Raw genomic sequence first — 15,451 nt, 5'->3', positions numbered from 1 at the left:
GACGAAGCTGGGTGGCGTTCCCTTGCAGAAGTCATCCACCAAGCAGTACAGTTCAACCACGAAGGTGTCTGTGCACAGCATAGGTTCGCTCCTGTCCTTGCGGGGATAGGTCTTTGCCTTGGCGAACTTTACCGTGCACAGGCACCTTCGTCTATCACTTTGTTTAGATTCCCACCAAGCGTTTCATTCGCCCCGCCGAAGACCGGGGCGAGCCGCGCTACATCCCCTTCACCATCCCCGGGAACGGTAGATCCGCGCGGGCGTTGAGCTCCAGCCCCGACGTCTCGCCGCGCTGCAGGCGGAAGAGGCCGGCGCGGGCGATCATCGCGGCGTTGTCCGTGGACAGGCGCGGCGAGGGAGCGTACAGCTCGCCGTCCTTCCCCAAGCGGCGCTTGATCTCCTCACGCAACGCGCGGCTGTTCGCGACGCCGCCGCCGAGGACGACGCGGCGGCATCCCGTCTCCTTCACCGCGCGCAGCGTCTTGCTCGCCAGCACGTCCACCACCGCGGCCTGGAACGACGCGGCGACGTGGGGGAGTTCGTCCGCCAATCTCCCTTCCTTCTCCAGGTCGCGGACGAGGAGGCGGAGCGCGTTCTTCAGCCCGCTGAACGACATGTCGTAGTACTCGGCGTCGCCCGGACGCTGGCCGCGGTTGAGGAGCGGGCGCGGGAGCGGGTGGCGCTTCGGATCGCCCTCCATCGCCGCCTTCTGGATCGACGGGCCACCGGGATAGGGGAGGCCGAGCAGCTTGGCCGCCTTGTCGAACGCCTCGCCCGCCGCGTCGTCCCGCGTCGCTCCGAGAAGATGGTACTCGCCCCAAGCAGGCACCCACAGCAGCATCGTGTGCCCGCCGGAGACGAGGAGCGCGACGAACGGCGGCCGGGCGCCCGGGTTCTCCAACTCCGTGGCGAAGAGGTGCGCCTCCATGTGGTGCACGCCGACCACCGGCTTCCCCTCGGCCCACGCCGCCGCCTTGGCCCAGGCGACGCCGACCAGGAGCGCGCCGATCAGCCCCGGTCCGGCCGTCACCGCGAAGGCGTCGACGTCCCCCAGCCCCACGCCCGCCTCGCGCAGCGCGCCGTCTACAACGTCGTCCAGCGTGCGGAGATGCGCGCGGCTGGCCAGCTCGGGAACGACTCCGCCATAGAGCCGGTGGATGTCCTGCGTGAAGATCACGTGCCCCAGCAGCTCGTCGTCGCCGCGCAGCACCGCGGCGGACGTCTCGTCGCACGACGTCTCGATCCCCAGCACCAGCGGCCCGCTCACCGCGGCCTCGGCGGCGCGGCGGGAGCGGGCGGCGGGAGGGCGCCCGGCGCCGCCGCGGGCTGCGGAGACGGGGCGGCCGGCGGCGGAGCGACGGTCGGCGGCGTGGCCGTGGCGGCGGACGCGGGGAAGACGCGGACGTGGCGAGGCACCGTCGCCGCGTGGACGCCGGCGGGAAGGCCCTCGACCACGAGCGGCGCCAGCATCCCCTCGGGCGGGAGGCGCGCGGGAAGCGAGTCGCGGCGGACCACGGCGTGCAGCGACGGCGGCGCGATCTCCCGCACCACGCGGTCGGGCCCGGCGATGCGCACCTGCACCTGGGAGACGTCGCTCGCCGTCCCCTCCGGCACGGTGACGGGAACGACGGTGAAGACGCGGTCGATGCGCCGCTCCACCCGCCCGCGCACCCGCACCTCCTGCGTGGAGAGGGTGATCCCGCGCAGCCCGGTGGTGTCGAGGCCCACGCGCTGGCTGAACGCGCTGTCGTCGGGGACGATCTCGAACGAGCGGGTGGGGACGTGGTCGATGCGCGCCAGCGCGTCCTCCGGCCCGGTCAGCCGCACGGTGGCGGGGATGACCTCGGGCGACGGGCCGACGATGTAGCGCTGCAGCGAGCGCGCGCCGACGTGCGGGCGGATGGGGACGGTGCGGGTGGCCAGGCGCTGCAGCTCGAGGCGGACCACGGCGGGGCGGACGTCGATGGCCTGCACGTTCCGGATCCCCTCGGGGATGTTCACCATCGCCGGGTCCACGGCGAACGAGCGCGCGTTCCCCACCTGGCGCAGGGGGAGGACGAGGACGGGGCGCTCCAGCGCCAGCTCCCACAGCTCGCGCCCGGGGCCGCGGAAGCGCACGCGGACCACGGCGGGGTCCGGCCCGCCCGCGAGGACGTACTCGGGGTCGCGCACGACGGGATCGACGCGCACGGGGATCCACTGCGTGGCCGTCTGCTCCGCGCTGACCACGACCCAGAGGAGGATCGCGAGCGCCAGCGCGGTCAGCTTGAGCTTCCAGCGCGCCGTCAGCCGCCGCAGCGAGAGCCGCACCCCGTCACCCCTTCAGCAGCCGGCGGATGAGGTCCACGTTGGCCGGGTCGTCCCATTCCGTGGCCCCGATCACCTTCTTCACGATCCTCCCGTCGCGGTCCACCAGGAAGCTCTCGGGCACCCCGGTGGTGCGGTAGTCGCGCCCGATCCGGGCCGAGGGATCGCGCCAGATGTCGAACGTCAGCCCGTAGTCGCTCACGAAGCCCGCCACGTCGCCGCCGGCGTGGCCGTCGGGATCGACCTGCCCCTCGCCCGCGTCGATGCTGACGGCGATGATCTTCAGCCCCTCGCCGCGCAGCTGCGTGTAGAGGCGCTCCATCGACGGCATCTCCTGGCGGCAGGGGCCGCACCAGGTGGCCCAGATGTTCAGCAGCACCACCTGGCCGCGCAGGTCGCTCAGCTTGACGGGGCGGCCGCGGAGGTCGGTGGCGTGCACCTCGGGCGCGGACGAGCCCACCTCCACGGGGAGGAAGCGGCCGCGCGCCATCCAGCCGACGCCCACGAGCACGGCCAGCAGGGCCACCACGGCCCCCACGATGATCCACTGCCGGCGATTGCTGTTGCTCATCGTCTCTTCGTTTAGATCAACCTGATCTTCCGCCGGGAAACACGGGGTGATCCCCGATCCGTCAGGCGAGCGCATTCGCGGCCGCGGGCGGCCCCCTCCCCCCGGCCCCCTCCCCCGCTTCGCAGGGGCGGGGGAGCACTCAGCGCCGAAGCCAGCGTCCGCACTGGGGTCTCCCCTCCCCCATCCCTCCCCCCTCGTGGGGGAGGGGCCGGGGGTGGGGGGAACCCCGTCCGCGCCGGCCCTACCCTCCCGTACCCGCGCCCGTCCCCTTCCCCGCCCCGTCGCCCGGCGGCGGGGTGGGCGGTGGGGAGGGTGCCGGCTCGGCCTTCTGCTCTTCGCCCAGGAAGATGGTGTCGGGCGTCGCCTCCGCGGAGTCGACGGGCGCGGGGGGCGGGGCGGGGTTCGGGTCCACGCCCGAGAGCGTGATCCGCACCGATCCGCCCATCCGGATGCTGTCGCCCGCCTCCGGGCTCTGCGCCACGATGTCGCCCAGCGGCGCGGTGGAGGCGGGGTCGTACGTGATCCGGCCGAGCCTGAGCCCCGCCGCCTCGAGCCGCGCCGCCGCCTCGTCCTGCGTGATCCCCAGCACGCCCGGGGTGACGATCTTCGGCGGGCCGGCGCTCAGCGTCAGCACCACGATCCCCGGCATCGGCACCTGCGCGCCGGCGCGCGGCTCCATCCCCAGGATCGTTCCCTCTTCCTTCATGTTCTGCACGGTGCGCAGCCGCACCTGGAACCCCATCCGCTGCAGCAGCCCGATCGCCTCGTCCCTGTCCATCCCCGCGATCGAGGGGATGGCGCGGCGGTCCGGGCCGGCGCTCACGATCAGCCGCACCGCGCTCCCCCGCGCCGCCTCCTGCCCGGGGAGCGGCACCTGGCTCAGCACGCGCCCCGCGGGGATGTGCGGATGGTTCAGCGTGGGCCCGCGCTGCACCTCCAGCCCGGCACGGTCCAGCTCCCGCCGCGCGGTGGACATCGGCTTCCCGCGCACGTCGGGGACGGTGACGATGGCCGAGCGCCCGAAGCCCGGGAAAAAGAGGATGGTGATGAAGAGGTAGCCGAGGAAGAACCCGCCCAGGCCGCAGTAGATGATGTACTTCAGCAGCCTGCGCTCGTCGAAGTACGCCTTCACCCGCTGGCGGACCGTGCGCCCGCCGGGCCGGGCGGGCTGCCTGGGGCGGATCACCGACCTCACCCGCGCCTCCCCAGCCGAGCGGCGAAGGCGCCGTCGACGCCGTGGCGCTGCGGCAGCACGCACAGCCGCCCGGCCGCGTCGACGACGTCCGCGGGGACGGCGCCGGGCTCCGGCCTCGGCTCGAACTCGGGGTGCTCCGCCAGGAAAGCCTCCACTCGCTCCTCGTTCTCCTCGCGCTCCAGCGAGCACGTCGAATACACCAGCACGCCGCCCGGCTTCACCAGCGGCGCGGCGGCCTCCAGCAGCTCGCGCTGCAACGCCGCCAGCGCGGCCAGGTCGTCGGGCGTCACCCGCCAGCGCCCGTCGGGGTGGCGGCGGAAGGTGCCGGTCCCCGTGCACGGCGCGTCCAGCAGCACCGCGTCGGCCGCGCGGAACGGGGGATTCCTCCCGTCCGCCACCACGGGGCCGATGCGCCCGCCCCAGCCGATCCGCGCCGCGTTCTGGGCCACCCGCGCGATCCGCCGCGGCGACAGGTCCGCCGCCGCCACGCGCGCCGCGCGCTCGGCCATCCCCAGCGCCTTCCCCCCCGGTGCGGCGGCGAGGTCGAGCACCGTCGCGCCCGCGGGGACCGCGGCGTAGCGGACGACGAGCGCGGCCGCGGGGTCCTGCACCACCGCGGGAACCGCCGCCAGCGCCTCCGCCGCCGTCGCGGGCGGGAGGATGCGGACCGAGTCGGGCGCGAACTCCACCGGCTCGGACGCGATCTCCGCCTCGCCCAGCCGCGCGCGGGCGTCGTCGACCGAGACGCCGAGCGGGCGGAGGTACAGCTCGGGGCGGCGGTTGTCGGCCTCGACCAGCGCCCGCGCGCCGTCCGCGCCCCAGCGGGCGATCCACCGCTCCACCAGCCAGCGCGGGTGCGATCCCCACGTCTCCAGGTGCGCCGCGGGGTCGCGCGCGAAGTCGGGGAAGCGGATCGAGTCCCGCCGCCGCTGGAGGTTCTGCAGCACGCCGTTCACCAGCCCCGCCACGCGCGCCGCGCCGGCGGAGCGCGCCAGCTCGACGGACTGCGAGACGGCGGCGTACGGCGGCACGCTCTCCATCTCCAGCAGCTGGTAGGCGCCCAGGCGGAGCACGTCCAGCACCTCGGGGTCGAGCGAGCCCAGGCCGTCGCGGACCAGCGCGCCCAGCATGTGGTCGATGCGGCCGCGCAGCCGCAGGGTGCCATAGACGAGCTCCTGCGTCCACCCGCGGTCGCGCGGATCGAGCCGCTGCGCCTCGTAATCCAGCGCGCGGTCGGCCAGGTCGCCGCCGCGCACGCGCTGGAGGACGGCCAGCGCAGCCTGGCGCGACGCGGTGACCCGGCCGGCGGCCACGGCGCGCGTCAGTCCAGCATCCCCGCCGACGGCGACGAGGGCACCGCCCGCTCGCGCCGCGGCATCCGCCCGGCCAGGTACGCCAGCCGCCCCGCCTCCGTTGCCAGCGCCATCGCGCGCGCCATCCGGACGGGGTCCTGCGCCTCGGCCAGCGCGGTGTTCATCAGGATCCCGTCCACCCCCTGCTCCATCGTCACCGCCGCGTCCGACGCCGTCCCCACGCCCGCGTCGACGATGACGGGGACGGAGAGGCGTGACTTGATCGTCCGCACGTTGTAGGGATTGACGAGGCCCAGGCCGCTGCCGATGGGCGAGGCGAGCGGCATCACCGCGGCGCACCCGGCATCCTCCAGCCGCAGCGCGGTGATCAGGTCGTCGTTCGTGTAGGCGAGCACGGTGAAGCCGTCGGCGACGAGCTCCTTCGCGGCGCGCAGCGTGGCGTCGGCGTCGGGGAGGAGGGTCTCCTGGTCGCCGATCACCTCCAGCTTCACCCAGTCGGTGAAGCCGGCGGCGCGGGCCAGGCGCGCGTAACGGACCGCGTCCTCCGCCGTGTAGCAGCCGGCGGTGTTGGGGAGGAGGAGATAGTGCGCGGGATCGAGATGGAAGAGGACGCCCTCCTCCTTCGTCCGATCGAGATCGACCCGCCGCACGGCGACGGTGACGACCTCGGCGCTGGACGCCTCGATGGCGCGCACCATCAGCTCGTTCGTGCGGTACTTCCCCGTGCCCACCATCAGCCGCGAGCGCAGCGCCCGTCCGGCGATGACCAGCGGCGCCTCTCCCACCTGCGGCTCGGCGACCAGCGTTGCCATGTATCCCCTCCAGAAAATTCTAGATCGTTGCCGGACAACCAGATCCCGGCGCGGCCCGCGGCGCGGAGGCCCCCCTCCCCGCGCTTCGCGCGACCCTCCCCCCAAACCCGACTGGGGGGAGGGTGATACTCAGCGTGGGCTTGGTTCGGAGCCCAATCACCCACATTCGCGCGGCCGCGAGCGGCCCCCTCCCCCGCTTCGCAGGGGCGGGGGAGAACTCAGCGCGGGACGAATGTCGGTGCGTCACGCGGATGCCGCGGCCGCAGTCCCGCAGGGACTTTGTGCCGTTGTTGCCGCGAATTCATTCGCCCGGCTACACCGGCATCGGGGGATGCCTCACCCTCCGCCGACGAAGTGCACCAGCTCGAAGCGGTCGCCCGGCTCCACGGGCACGCCGTCGAGGGCGTCGCGGCGGAGGATGTCGCCGTTGCGCTCCACCACCACCATGCGCGGATGCAGGCCCAGGTGCTCCAGCAGCCCGGCCACGCTCAGCCCTGCGGGCACCTCGCGCTCGTCGCCGTTCACGCGCACCGCGATCGCGGCGGCCGTATCTAGCTCTGCCATGCGTCGATGTATCGTCGTGTCGCCTCGCCGGGCGACGGGTCGTTCCAGATGCCGCGGATGGCCGCGATGCCGGCCGCGCCCGCCCGGCGCAGTTCCGGCACCCGCGCCGGCGTCACCCCGCCGATGGCGATGACCGGCCGTCCGAGCGCGGCGATCTCCTCGATCAGCCCGATCCCTGCCCCGCCGCGGCCCGGGTGCGAGGCGGTCGCGTAGATCGTCCCTGCGAGCAGCCAGTCGGCGCCGTCCTCCATCGCCCTGCGCGCCTCGTCGAGCGAGTGCACGGAGGCGCCGATGATTTGCATCTCCGCCGCGATCCTCCGCGCGTCGGCGACGGCGAGGCTGCGTGCACCGAGCTGGACGCCGTCCGCGCCGGCCGCCATCGCCACGTCCACGCGGTCGTTGACGATCAGCAGCGAGCCGGACGCGCGCGCCATCTTCCTCAGCCGCTCCGCGAGGTCGAACATCCGCGCCCCCGCCATCCCCGGCGCGCGGAGATGCAGGGCGACGTCCCGGCCGCCGGCGGCGAGCACCTCCCCCGCCCTGGCGAGGAAATCCCCCCGCGCGGCCACCTCGTCGTCGGTGACGGCGTGGAGCGGGGGGATGCGGTCAGGCCTCAACGCCGAAGCGGTCGCCCGCGGCCACGCCGCGCCCGCGTACCCACTCGGCGGCGTTCATCCGCCGCTTGCCGGGCGGCTGCACCTCGCGCACGCGCACCGCGCCGTCGCCGCAGGCGATCAGCACGCCCGCCTCGTTGTCGTCCGCCTCCAGCACCGTTCCCGGCTCGCCGCCGGCGCCCTCGACGCGCGGGCGGAAGAGCTTCACCGGGCCGCGGCTGCCGAGCGGGCTCCACGCGCCGGGGACGTCGTCGAGCCCGCGGATCCAGCGCGACACCTCGGCCGCCGGCTTCGCCCAGTCGATGCGCGCCATCTCGCGCGTGAGCTTGGGCGCATAGGTAGCCTTCGCGTCGTCCTGGAGCTCCTGCACCAGCTGCCCGGCCTCGAGCAGCGCCAGCGCCTCGACCAGCGCCTCGGCGCCGATCTCCGCCAGCCGCCCGGCCAGCTCGCACGCGCTCTCGTCGGGCTCGATGGGCTCCTCCACGCGCAGCAGCATGGGGCCGGAGTCCAGCCCCGCGTCCATGCGCATGATGGTGACGCCGGTGGTCTCCAGCCCTCGGATGATGGCCCACTGCACCGGCGCCGCGCCCCGCAGCTCGGGAAGGAGCGACCCGTGGATGTTGATCGATCCCAGCCGCGGCACCGCCAGCACCTCGGGCCTCAGGATCTGCCCGTAGGCGACCACGACCGAGAGGTCCGCGTCGAGCGCGCGCAGCTCGGCGATGAAATCGTCCCCCCGCGCCTTCTCGGGCTGGAGGACGGGAATGCCCTCGCGCTCCGCCTCCTCCTTCACGCACGACGGGGTGACCGCGCGGCCGCGTCCGGCCGGACGGTCGGGCTGGGTGACCACCGCGGCCACGTCGTGCCCCTCGTCTCCGAGGGCACGCAGCGCGGGAAGCGCGAACTCCGGGGTCCCCCAGAAGACGATCCTCACGAGGCGGCCTGCTTGCGGTACTTGCGCAGCACCATGTTGCGCTTGAGCGGCGACATCCGGTCGATGAACAGCACGCCGTCGAGGTGGTCGATCTCGTGCTGGAGGCAGCGCGCCAGCATGGCCTCGGCCTCGATGCGGACCGGCTCGCCCTTCCGGTCCAGCCCCTCCACCACCACGCTGTACGGCCGCTCGACCGAGCCGGTGACGCCGGGGATGCTGAGGCACCCCTCCTCCTGCTTCTCGGTGTCGGCGCTGGATTCGAGGATGCGCGGGTTGAAGAGCGCGAACGGGCCCACGTCCTTCCCCGACTCGTCGCCCACGTCCACCACGATCAGGCGCCTGGACAGGCCGATCTGCGGCGCCGCCAGGCCGATCCCCCGGGCGTCGTACATGGTCTCGAACATGTCGTCGATGAGCCTGTCGAGCTCGGCGTCGGTCCCCGCCGCCTCCACCTCGTCGGCGCGGCGGCGCAGCACGTCCGAGCCCAGCAGCTCGATCTTCAGCAGCGGCATGTCGTCAGTTCCCCGCGGCCGGCTTGTCGGCCCCGGCGCCCCCGGTGCGCTTGACGATGCGGCTCTTCTCCACCAGCACGGTCGACGAGCCGGTGCGCAGCTGCACCACGTCGTCCTTGATCCCCGTGATCTCGCCCACCAGCCCGCCCGCGGTGACCACCTGGTCGCCCTTCTGCAGCGCGGCCACCAGGTTCTGGTGCTCCTTCAGCTGCCGCCGCTGGGGGACGATCAGGATGAAGTAGAAGATGGCGAGGATGGCGATGGGGAAGATGAGCGTCCCCAGCGGGTTGGCTCCCTGTGACTGCGCCAGCATCAGCGTCGCGATGTCCATCTATCCGTCTCCGTGATCGGTATTCGGTTGGCTCTGCTCGATTGTACCCCGGCGGTTCCTGCACGGTATCCGATTCCTCGCGATCCGCCGCTGTCCCGCCCTCTCCCTGGCGCTTCGCGCCTGTCCCTCCCCCAAAACCGACTGGGGGAGGGACGGGCTCGCTTCGCTCGTGGCGTGCACGAACCGGGCACGGCGCGAATGCCAGCTCGTTCTTTCTACCCCCGCGCCATCGACGCCGCTTTCCCGGCGCTGAACCGGTCCAGCCAGGCGCGGCTCCAGCTCCCGTAGTCGCCCGCCAGGATGTGCTCGCGCGCCTGCGTGGCCAGGTTCACCAGGAAGTGCAGGTTGTGGATCGACAGCAGCCGCATGCTCAGCGCCTCGCCCGCCACGAACAGGTGGCGGAGATACGCCCGGGTGTAGCGCGTGCAGGTGTAGCAGCCGCAGTCGGGGTCCAGCGGCCCCGCGTCGGTCAGGAAGCGGCGCTGCTTGATGTTCACCTGCCCCTCGGCGGTGATCCACACCGCGCCGTTGCGCCCGTTCCGCGTGGGCGCCACGCAGTCGAACATGTCGATGCCGCGCCCGATCGCCTCGAGCAGGTCGTCCGGGTACCCCACGCCCATCAGGTAGCGCGGGAGCCGGTCCGGCAGCTCGGGGCGCACCACGTCGATCATCTCGTACATCACCGGCTTCGGCTCGCCCACGCTCAGCCCGCCGATGGCAATTCCGTGCCAGTCGCCGCTGTCCAGCGTCCCCCGCGCCGAGGCGATGCGCAGCTCCGGGTGGATGCCGCCCTGCACGATCGGGAAGAGCGTCTGCCGCGGCTCGTCGTCCTCCGCGGTGATGCGCTCGAACGCCGTGCGGCAGCGCGCCAGCCAGCGCAGCGTGCGCTCGTACGCCTCCGTGGCCACCTCGCGGCTCGACTGGCCGGGCGGGCACTGGTCGAAGGCCATGATGATGTCGGCCCCCAGCGCCCGCTCGATCTCCATCACCCGCTCGGGGGTGAACAGGTGGCGCGAGCCGTCGATGTGGCTCTGGAACTCCACCCCGTCCTCGGCGATGGTGCTGATGTCGCTCAAGCTGAACACCTGGAAGCCGCCCGAGTCGGTCAGGATCGGCTTCGTCCACCCCTGGAAGCGGTGCAGCCCGCCCATCTCGCGCACCACCTCGTGCCCGGGGCGGAGATAGAGGTGGTAGGTGTTCCCCAGGATGATCTGCGCGCCGAGCGCCTCCACCTCTTCGGGGGTCAGCGTCTTGACCGTGGCCTGCGTGCCCACGGGCATGAACACCGGCGTGCGCACCTGCCCGTGCGGCAGCGTGAGCACGCCGGCGCGCGCGGCGCCTTCCGTCGCCTGTACCTCGAACTCGAACAGGGTCCCGGTCCGGAGTCGGTTCACATCGTTGCCCGCGCCGCGTCACTCGCGCGGGGTGGCCTGAGCGTAAGCCGGTAGTTTGGCGGAGGATGCGCGCGAATGCAAGCGAAGACGGGCGTGGGAAGCGCCGCCGTCCTACGAGATCGGCACCGGATCGGAAATGGCGTAAAACGGAGGTGGTGGGATGGATGGAGATTGCGTTTACCTGCGGATTCCTTCAATGATCAATCCCACGAATGACGCATCTCGCGCGTTCGACCCCATCCCCCGCAAGAGGAGATCCGATGAGGAAGCTGAAGCTGGACGTCGGCGAGCTGGCCGTGGAGTCGTTCACCACCGCCGCGCGCCTGCCCGAGACGGGCACCGTGCGGGGATACGGCACCTTCCGCGGCAGCACCTGCGGCCCCGAGAACACCTGCGGCCCGCAGACCTGCGGCCAGCTGATCTGCGTGTTCGAGACCGGCGACCCGATGGACTGCCCCGCCACCGGTACCTGCGGAACGGGCGGCACCGGCGGCACCGGAACGACCTGCCCCACCAACAACAACGCGCTGAGCTGCGTGGGCTGCACCACGCAGGACTACACGGTCAACCTCGCCGACGACACCTGCGGCTTCTGCCAGAGCTTCGGCAGCGACATCCCCCAGCGCTGCCCCTGCCCATAAGCGGAATACCAGAAAGAATTTTGTCACGCAGAGTCAGCAGGGTCAGCAGAGAGAACGGCTGCAGCCGGCTGCTGTTCTCCGCTGACTCTGCTGACTCTGCGTGAACCTTGCTGTTTTCAAATCTGGTAAGAATTCGCGGGTGAGATCCACCATCGGCCCGCATCTTGAATCTGCACGGGTGGTGAGACGATACACGTAAACCGGTGGAGCACCATCACGTGAGCCCTTCGAACCACCCGATCCGCAGAGCCGCGAGGCGGGCGCTGGGGCATCGCCGGGCGCGGGTCGAGCCCGAGCGCTCGCCCGGGCGGCGCGCGGCGGACCGCGAGCCGATGCGCGGCTGGATTCCCACCGCGCTGATCGCGCTGGGCGTGGCGCTGCTGGACTGGACGACCAAGTTCCTCATCGCCCTCAACATTCCGCTCGACGACCTGCGCGAGGTGATCCCCGGGCGGCTGGCGTTCTGGCACGTGCGCAACCCCGCCATGGTGCTGGGGCTGTGGGAGAACTTCCCGCTGGGCACGCGCAAGGTGATCGCCGTCGTGGCCGCGGTGCTGGGCGCCGTCGTGCTGCTGCAGATCCTGGGACGCGGCCACCGCTTCCCGCGCCGGCACCGGGCGTGGGCGTGGGTGTTCATCGGGCTGGTGCTGGGCGGGATGCTGGGGAACCTGGGCGAGCGCGTGGTGCACTGGGGCGTCACGGACTACATCTCCCTGCGCTGGGGCGACTACTGGCTGCCGCCGGGGAACCTGGCCGACATCGCGCTCTTCCTGTCGATGCCGCTCTCCATCCCCGTGATCCTGTTCGAGCTGATCGGCCGCTCGCGCCGCGGCAAGGACCCGCTCGCCGAGCCCGCGGCGGTGGAGGCGGCTACGGGCGACTGAGCGACATCGCGAACGCAGCAGGGGACGCCGCGACGGCAGGACGTCGCGGCGTTTTCGCGTCTCCGCGACAAAGTGCGGAGATGCGCGGGACAGCGCTGGTACACCTGTGGCACGGAGAACACATGTAGTGCGCACGGAATCTCGTGACCAGCCGTATGCCTTCGTTCACCATCTTCGCGGCAAGTTCCTGATATTCCAGCATTTCCGGAGATGGAGACAATCCGGTTGCCGCATCGGTGCGCATCTTGAGGAAAAGGCCGGTCCGACGGAGCGGACACCATCACCCGTGGAGCCTTGATCCGTGGCCGATTCGACCCACCCGATCTCCCCCGTTCACCGACATTTCCGCCTCACCCCACGCGACGCCCGGCCGAACCGTCGCGCGGCCGACCGCGAGCCGATGCGCGGCTGGATCCCCGCCGGATTGATCGCGCTCGCCGTGGCGCTGCTCGACTGGGCGGTAAAGTACCTCGTCGCGCGCAGCGTCCCGCTCGGCGTGCTGCGCGAGGTCGTCCCCAACCGCGTGGCGTTCTGGCACGTGCGCAACCCGGCCATGGTGCTGGGGCTTTGGGGCAACCTGCCGCTGGCCTCGCGGATGGTGATCGCGGCGGGCGCGGCGGTGCTGGGCGCCGTGCTGCTGCTGGAGATCGTGCAGCGCGGGCATCGCCTGCCGCGTGGCCAGCGCGGGTGGGCGTGGGCCTTCGCGGGACTGATGATGGGCGGGATGCTGGGGAACCTGGGCGAGCGCGTGGTGCACTGGGGCGTGACCGACTACCTGTCGATCCACTGGGCCGGCCTCTGGCTGCCGCCCGGCAACGTGGCCGACGTGGCGCTGATCCTGTCGATGCTTCTGGCAGTCCCCGTGATGGTTTTCGAGCTGATGGGCCGCGCGCGCCGCGGCAAGCGCCCGCTGCGGGTGGCGTCGGAGATGGGCGACTGATCTCCATCACGGTCACGGGACGCGGCAGGCCGGAGCGGGAATGCTCCGGCCTGCTTTTTCATCGCCAGAAAAGCAAAAGGCCGCCGGATCGGCGGCCGTTCGCGTCGAGTATCGCCCACCCGGGAAGCGGCTACACCCCCGCGAGCTCCGGCTCGAGGAGGTTGGTCAGCTTTTCGAGATGTTGGGGAGTGCAGAAGAGGCGAATCTCGCCGCGCTCTCCGGCGCGGACCCTGGGGCGGGTGAAGCAGACGACGCGGCGTGACCTGCAGAGGGCGTCCAGCGCGCGGCCGGCGCGGGCGGTGTCGGGGATGCGGTCTTTCCGGCGCCACCCCAGGTGGATGGCCACGTCCTCGGCGCTCACCGCGTCGTGGACGCTGGGGTTGAACGCGTCGTCGTCCAGCATCTCGATCACCAGCTCGCGGTCCCGCAGGTAGCGGAACGCCTTGTCGGCGTCGCGCGCGCACCCTTCGCCGTTCGGCACCTCGGCCGAGCACACCGCCACCAGGTCGCAGCACTCGCTTCCCACGGCGTTGGCCTCGTCGCCCTCGCGCCATTGCTCCAGCGCCAGGTCTTCCGCGGCCTTGCGGGTCACGGCATCGACGGCGTAGCGCACCGTCTGCTGGAAGGTGATCTCCACTTCGTAACGCTTCGCCATCTCACGGCTCCCTGGGTTGCCTCATGGGCTGCGGCGCGCCTCATTGGGCGCGCGAGGTCCTCTGCACATCGTTTGTTTACCGGGCTAACGGCGCGCGCCCAACGCGAAGATCGGGCCAGCGCGTTCCCGGTGGTGGCGGAACGTGCACTATTGATAACGGCAAACGGCCAAAAAGGGGAGTGGTTTGATCGCTGCTACATTCTGCGACAGAACTCGCAAAGCCATTTGGATGAAATTGCTGGAGATGAACGGGGCAGCATATCAGTATCGACAGATTTAGGACAATATTTTCTAGAGATACAACCCATCCGTCAGCCGTCGGCTCCGCGAGCGACGTTCCGAAACCGTAACCAGAGCGGCGAAAGTGCTGCGTTCTTCGTGCTCCACGCACGCGCCGTTGGTGACAGCGGAGTTCCGCGCGGGTATCGACGAACGCCCACCTGATGCGGAGCCTGGGATCAAGTAAGACGGCCGCGCAACCGGGCTCCGGTGCGCGGCCGTTCTCTTCGGGACGCCTGAGGATGCGCTATGCGCGCTTGCGCAGGCTGTCGATGGTCAGCACGCGCGCCTCCACGGGCTCGGCCTCGATGGCCTCGAGCAGGTCCATCTGGTAGCGGCCGGCGCTCGGCACCTGGTGGCACCGACGGCAGCGCGCCTCGTAGCTCTCGTGCCCGCCCACCTGCACCACCGGGCCCTCGTACGGCGCCGGCTCGCCGTTCACCAGCCGCTGGTTGCGCGTAGCCGACGCCCCGCAGACCATGCAGATGGCGTGCAGCTTGTCCACCGCCTCGGCCAGCGCCAGGATGCGCGGCATGGGCCCGAACGGCTCGCCGCGGAAGTCCATGTCGATCCCCGCCACGATCACCCGCGCGCCGCGGTCGGCCAGCGCGCTGATCACGTCGACGATCCCGTCGTCCAGGAACTGCGCCTCGTCGATGGCGATGACCTGCGTCTGCGGATGGACCCGCTGCGCCACCTCCAGGCTGGAGCGCACGGGCACGGCGTCCACGCCGGTGCCGTCGTGCGAGCTGACGTGGCCGATGCCGTGATAGCGGTCGTCGAGGGCGGACTTGAACACCTGCACGCGGCGGCGCGCGATCAGCGCGCGGCGTACGCGGCGGATCAGCTCCTCGGACTTGCCCGAGAACATCACGCCGGTGATGACCTCGACCCAGCCCTGGCCGTCGCCCTGGTAGAGCGTGACGTCTCTCAAGGACCCGAAGCGTGCTGCGGGGGTTGGCTCTCGCGGAAACTGCGGAGGGGATTGGCGGCGGAAAGGTAGCCTCGCGGACGAGCGCGGGCAACCACGCCGACTCGGACGATCTCCACGTCACCCTGGATGCGTTTGCAGATCGCGAGGGCTGCTGAATCACGCTTCTACAAGACGCTATCCCCCAGTTTGCAATCTTGAATCGAAGCGAAGCACACGAAAACCAGCATTCTCACTGGTTTTTTTACTCATCGCGACATTCTCCGCACCGAGTGCGTGGAATCGTACGTTTACACATATCTTGACTGATAATGATTCTACGCATATGATCATCCCGCCAGTTGTTTCCTATCCCACTTCACGGAGGAGGAGAGATGTTCACGCTCGACCCCTACGGCAGTGACACGCTCAACACCAGCGCCGCCACGTACGACTGCTGGGAGTGCCCCGAGGCGCCGTGGTGCCAGGGACAGAGCACCCTGCCGCCCCCGACCGCCTGAGCCGTAACAGGCCGGCCGCGCACCCCGCGGCCGGCCACCCTCCACCTCCACCCGCCGGCCATGCCGGCCACCGT

18 protein-coding genes are annotated in these 15,451 nt (G+C 71.4%); 4 read left to right on the top strand and 14 right to left on the bottom strand.

The annotated features are described in order from the left end of the window. Positions 1-217: 217 nt before the first annotated feature. The 12 genes from tsaD to tgt all read right to left on the bottom strand — a co-directional run bounded on the left by tsaD (position 218) and on the right by tgt (position 10,547). Positions 218-1,267, bottom strand: a complete 1,050-nt coding sequence (tsaD, locus tag VF092_21035; GenBank protein ID HEX6749790.1) for a tRNA (adenosine(37)-N6)-threonylcarbamoyltransferase complex transferase subunit TsaD — start codon at positions 1,265-1,267, stop codon at positions 218-220. Then, entirely contained in the window at positions 1,264-2,310 is a 1,047-nt protein-coding gene (locus VF092_21030) for a hypothetical protein (GenBank protein HEX6749789.1), read from the bottom strand. The genes tsaD and VF092_21030 overlap by 4 nt, the downstream gene beginning before the upstream one ends. Positions 2,311-2,314: 4 nt before the next feature. Continuing rightward, positions 2,315-2,878, bottom strand: coding sequence for a TlpA disulfide reductase family protein (locus VF092_21025; GenBank protein ID HEX6749788.1), 564 nt, complete (start codon positions 2,876-2,878; stop codon positions 2,315-2,317). Between the two features lie 241 nt (positions 2,879-3,119). Then, positions 3,120-4,073 carry a PASTA domain-containing protein gene (locus tag VF092_21020; protein HEX6749787.1) on the bottom strand — a complete coding sequence of 318 codons (954 nt, stop codon included), beginning with the start codon at positions 4,071-4,073 and terminating at the stop codon, positions 3,120-3,122. Then, positions 4,070-5,386, bottom strand: a complete 1,317-nt coding sequence (gene rsmB, locus VF092_21015; GenBank protein ID HEX6749786.1) for a 16S rRNA (cytosine(967)-C(5))-methyltransferase RsmB — start codon at positions 5,384-5,386, stop codon at positions 4,070-4,072. The genes VF092_21020 and rsmB overlap by 4 nt, the downstream gene beginning before the upstream one ends. A gap of 8 nt (positions 5,387-5,394) precedes the next feature. Beyond that, positions 5,395-6,198, bottom strand: a complete 804-nt coding sequence (locus VF092_21010; protein HEX6749785.1) for a thiazole synthase — start codon at positions 6,196-6,198, stop codon at positions 5,395-5,397. A 336-nt stretch (positions 6,199-6,534) separates the two neighbouring features. After that, positions 6,535-6,762: a sulfur carrier protein ThiS gene (thiS, locus tag VF092_21005; protein ID HEX6749784.1), complete on the bottom strand. Its 228-nt coding sequence runs from the start codon at positions 6,760-6,762 to the stop codon at positions 6,535-6,537. Then, entirely contained in the window at positions 6,750-7,379 is a 630-nt protein-coding gene (locus VF092_21000) for a thiamine phosphate synthase (protein ID HEX6749783.1), read from the bottom strand. Before VF092_21000 ends, thiS begins: the two co-directional genes overlap by 13 nt. Beyond that, complete coding sequence (gene fmt / locus VF092_20995; protein HEX6749782.1) at positions 7,369-8,310, bottom strand: methionyl-tRNA formyltransferase; 942 nt, start codon at positions 8,308-8,310, stop codon at positions 7,369-7,371. Before fmt ends, VF092_21000 begins: the two co-directional genes overlap by 11 nt. Next, positions 8,307-8,822, bottom strand: coding sequence for a peptide deformylase (gene def / locus VF092_20990; protein ID HEX6749781.1), 516 nt, complete (start codon positions 8,820-8,822; stop codon positions 8,307-8,309). Before def ends, fmt begins: the two co-directional genes overlap by 4 nt. Before the next feature lie 4 nt (positions 8,823-8,826). Further along, a complete protein-coding gene (gene yajC, locus VF092_20985) occupies positions 8,827-9,153 on the bottom strand; it encodes a preprotein translocase subunit YajC (GenBank protein HEX6749780.1) in 327 nt (108 codons plus the stop codon). Positions 9,154-9,368: 215 nt separating this feature from the next. Further along, positions 9,369-10,547: a tRNA guanosine(34) transglycosylase Tgt gene (gene tgt / locus VF092_20980; GenBank protein ID HEX6749779.1), complete on the bottom strand. Its 1,179-nt coding sequence runs from the start codon at positions 10,545-10,547 to the stop codon at positions 9,369-9,371. Between the two features lie 260 nt (positions 10,548-10,807). Between tgt and VF092_20975 the strand changes: the two genes are divergently transcribed. From VF092_20975 to VF092_20965, 3 genes are all read left to right on the top strand, one after another. Continuing rightward, the gene (locus VF092_20975) at positions 10,808-11,188 is read left to right on the top strand and encodes a hypothetical protein (protein HEX6749778.1); all 381 of its coding nucleotides are present in this window, start codon (positions 10,808-10,810) and stop codon (positions 11,186-11,188) included. A gap of 218 nt (positions 11,189-11,406) precedes the next feature. Further along, a complete protein-coding gene (locus VF092_20970; protein HEX6749777.1) occupies positions 11,407-12,072 on the top strand; it encodes a signal peptidase II in 666 nt (221 codons plus the stop codon). Between the two features lie 301 nt (positions 12,073-12,373). Beyond that, a complete protein-coding gene (locus VF092_20965) occupies positions 12,374-13,012 on the top strand; it encodes a signal peptidase II (protein HEX6749776.1) in 639 nt (212 codons plus the stop codon). A 130-nt stretch (positions 13,013-13,142) separates the two neighbouring features. Here the strand turns inward: VF092_20965 and VF092_20960 are convergent, their stop codons facing one another. After that, on the bottom strand, positions 13,143-13,667 hold the full coding sequence (locus tag VF092_20960) for a hypothetical protein (protein HEX6749775.1): 525 nt from the start codon (positions 13,665-13,667) through the stop codon (positions 13,143-13,145). Between the two features lie 526 nt (positions 13,668-14,193). Beyond that, positions 14,194-14,880 (bottom strand): thymidine kinase, encoded by a 687-nt coding sequence (locus VF092_20955; protein HEX6749774.1) that lies wholly within the window; start codon positions 14,878-14,880, stop codon positions 14,194-14,196. A 371-nt stretch (positions 14,881-15,251) separates the two neighbouring features. On the opposite strand from VF092_20955, the gene VF092_20950 reads away from it, so the two are divergent. Beyond that, complete coding sequence (locus tag VF092_20950; protein HEX6749773.1) at positions 15,252-15,377, top strand: hypothetical protein; 126 nt, start codon at positions 15,252-15,254, stop codon at positions 15,375-15,377. Positions 15,378-15,451 lie beyond the last annotated feature (74 nt).

Origin of the sequence: Longimicrobium sp. (genome assembly GCA_036377595.1) — a bacterium.
Taxonomy (GTDB): Bacteria; Gemmatimonadota; Gemmatimonadetes; order Longimicrobiales; family Longimicrobiaceae; genus Longimicrobium.
The sequence above is the reverse complement of the archived record's forward strand: the minus strand, read 5'-3'. Positions and strand labels throughout refer to the sequence as shown.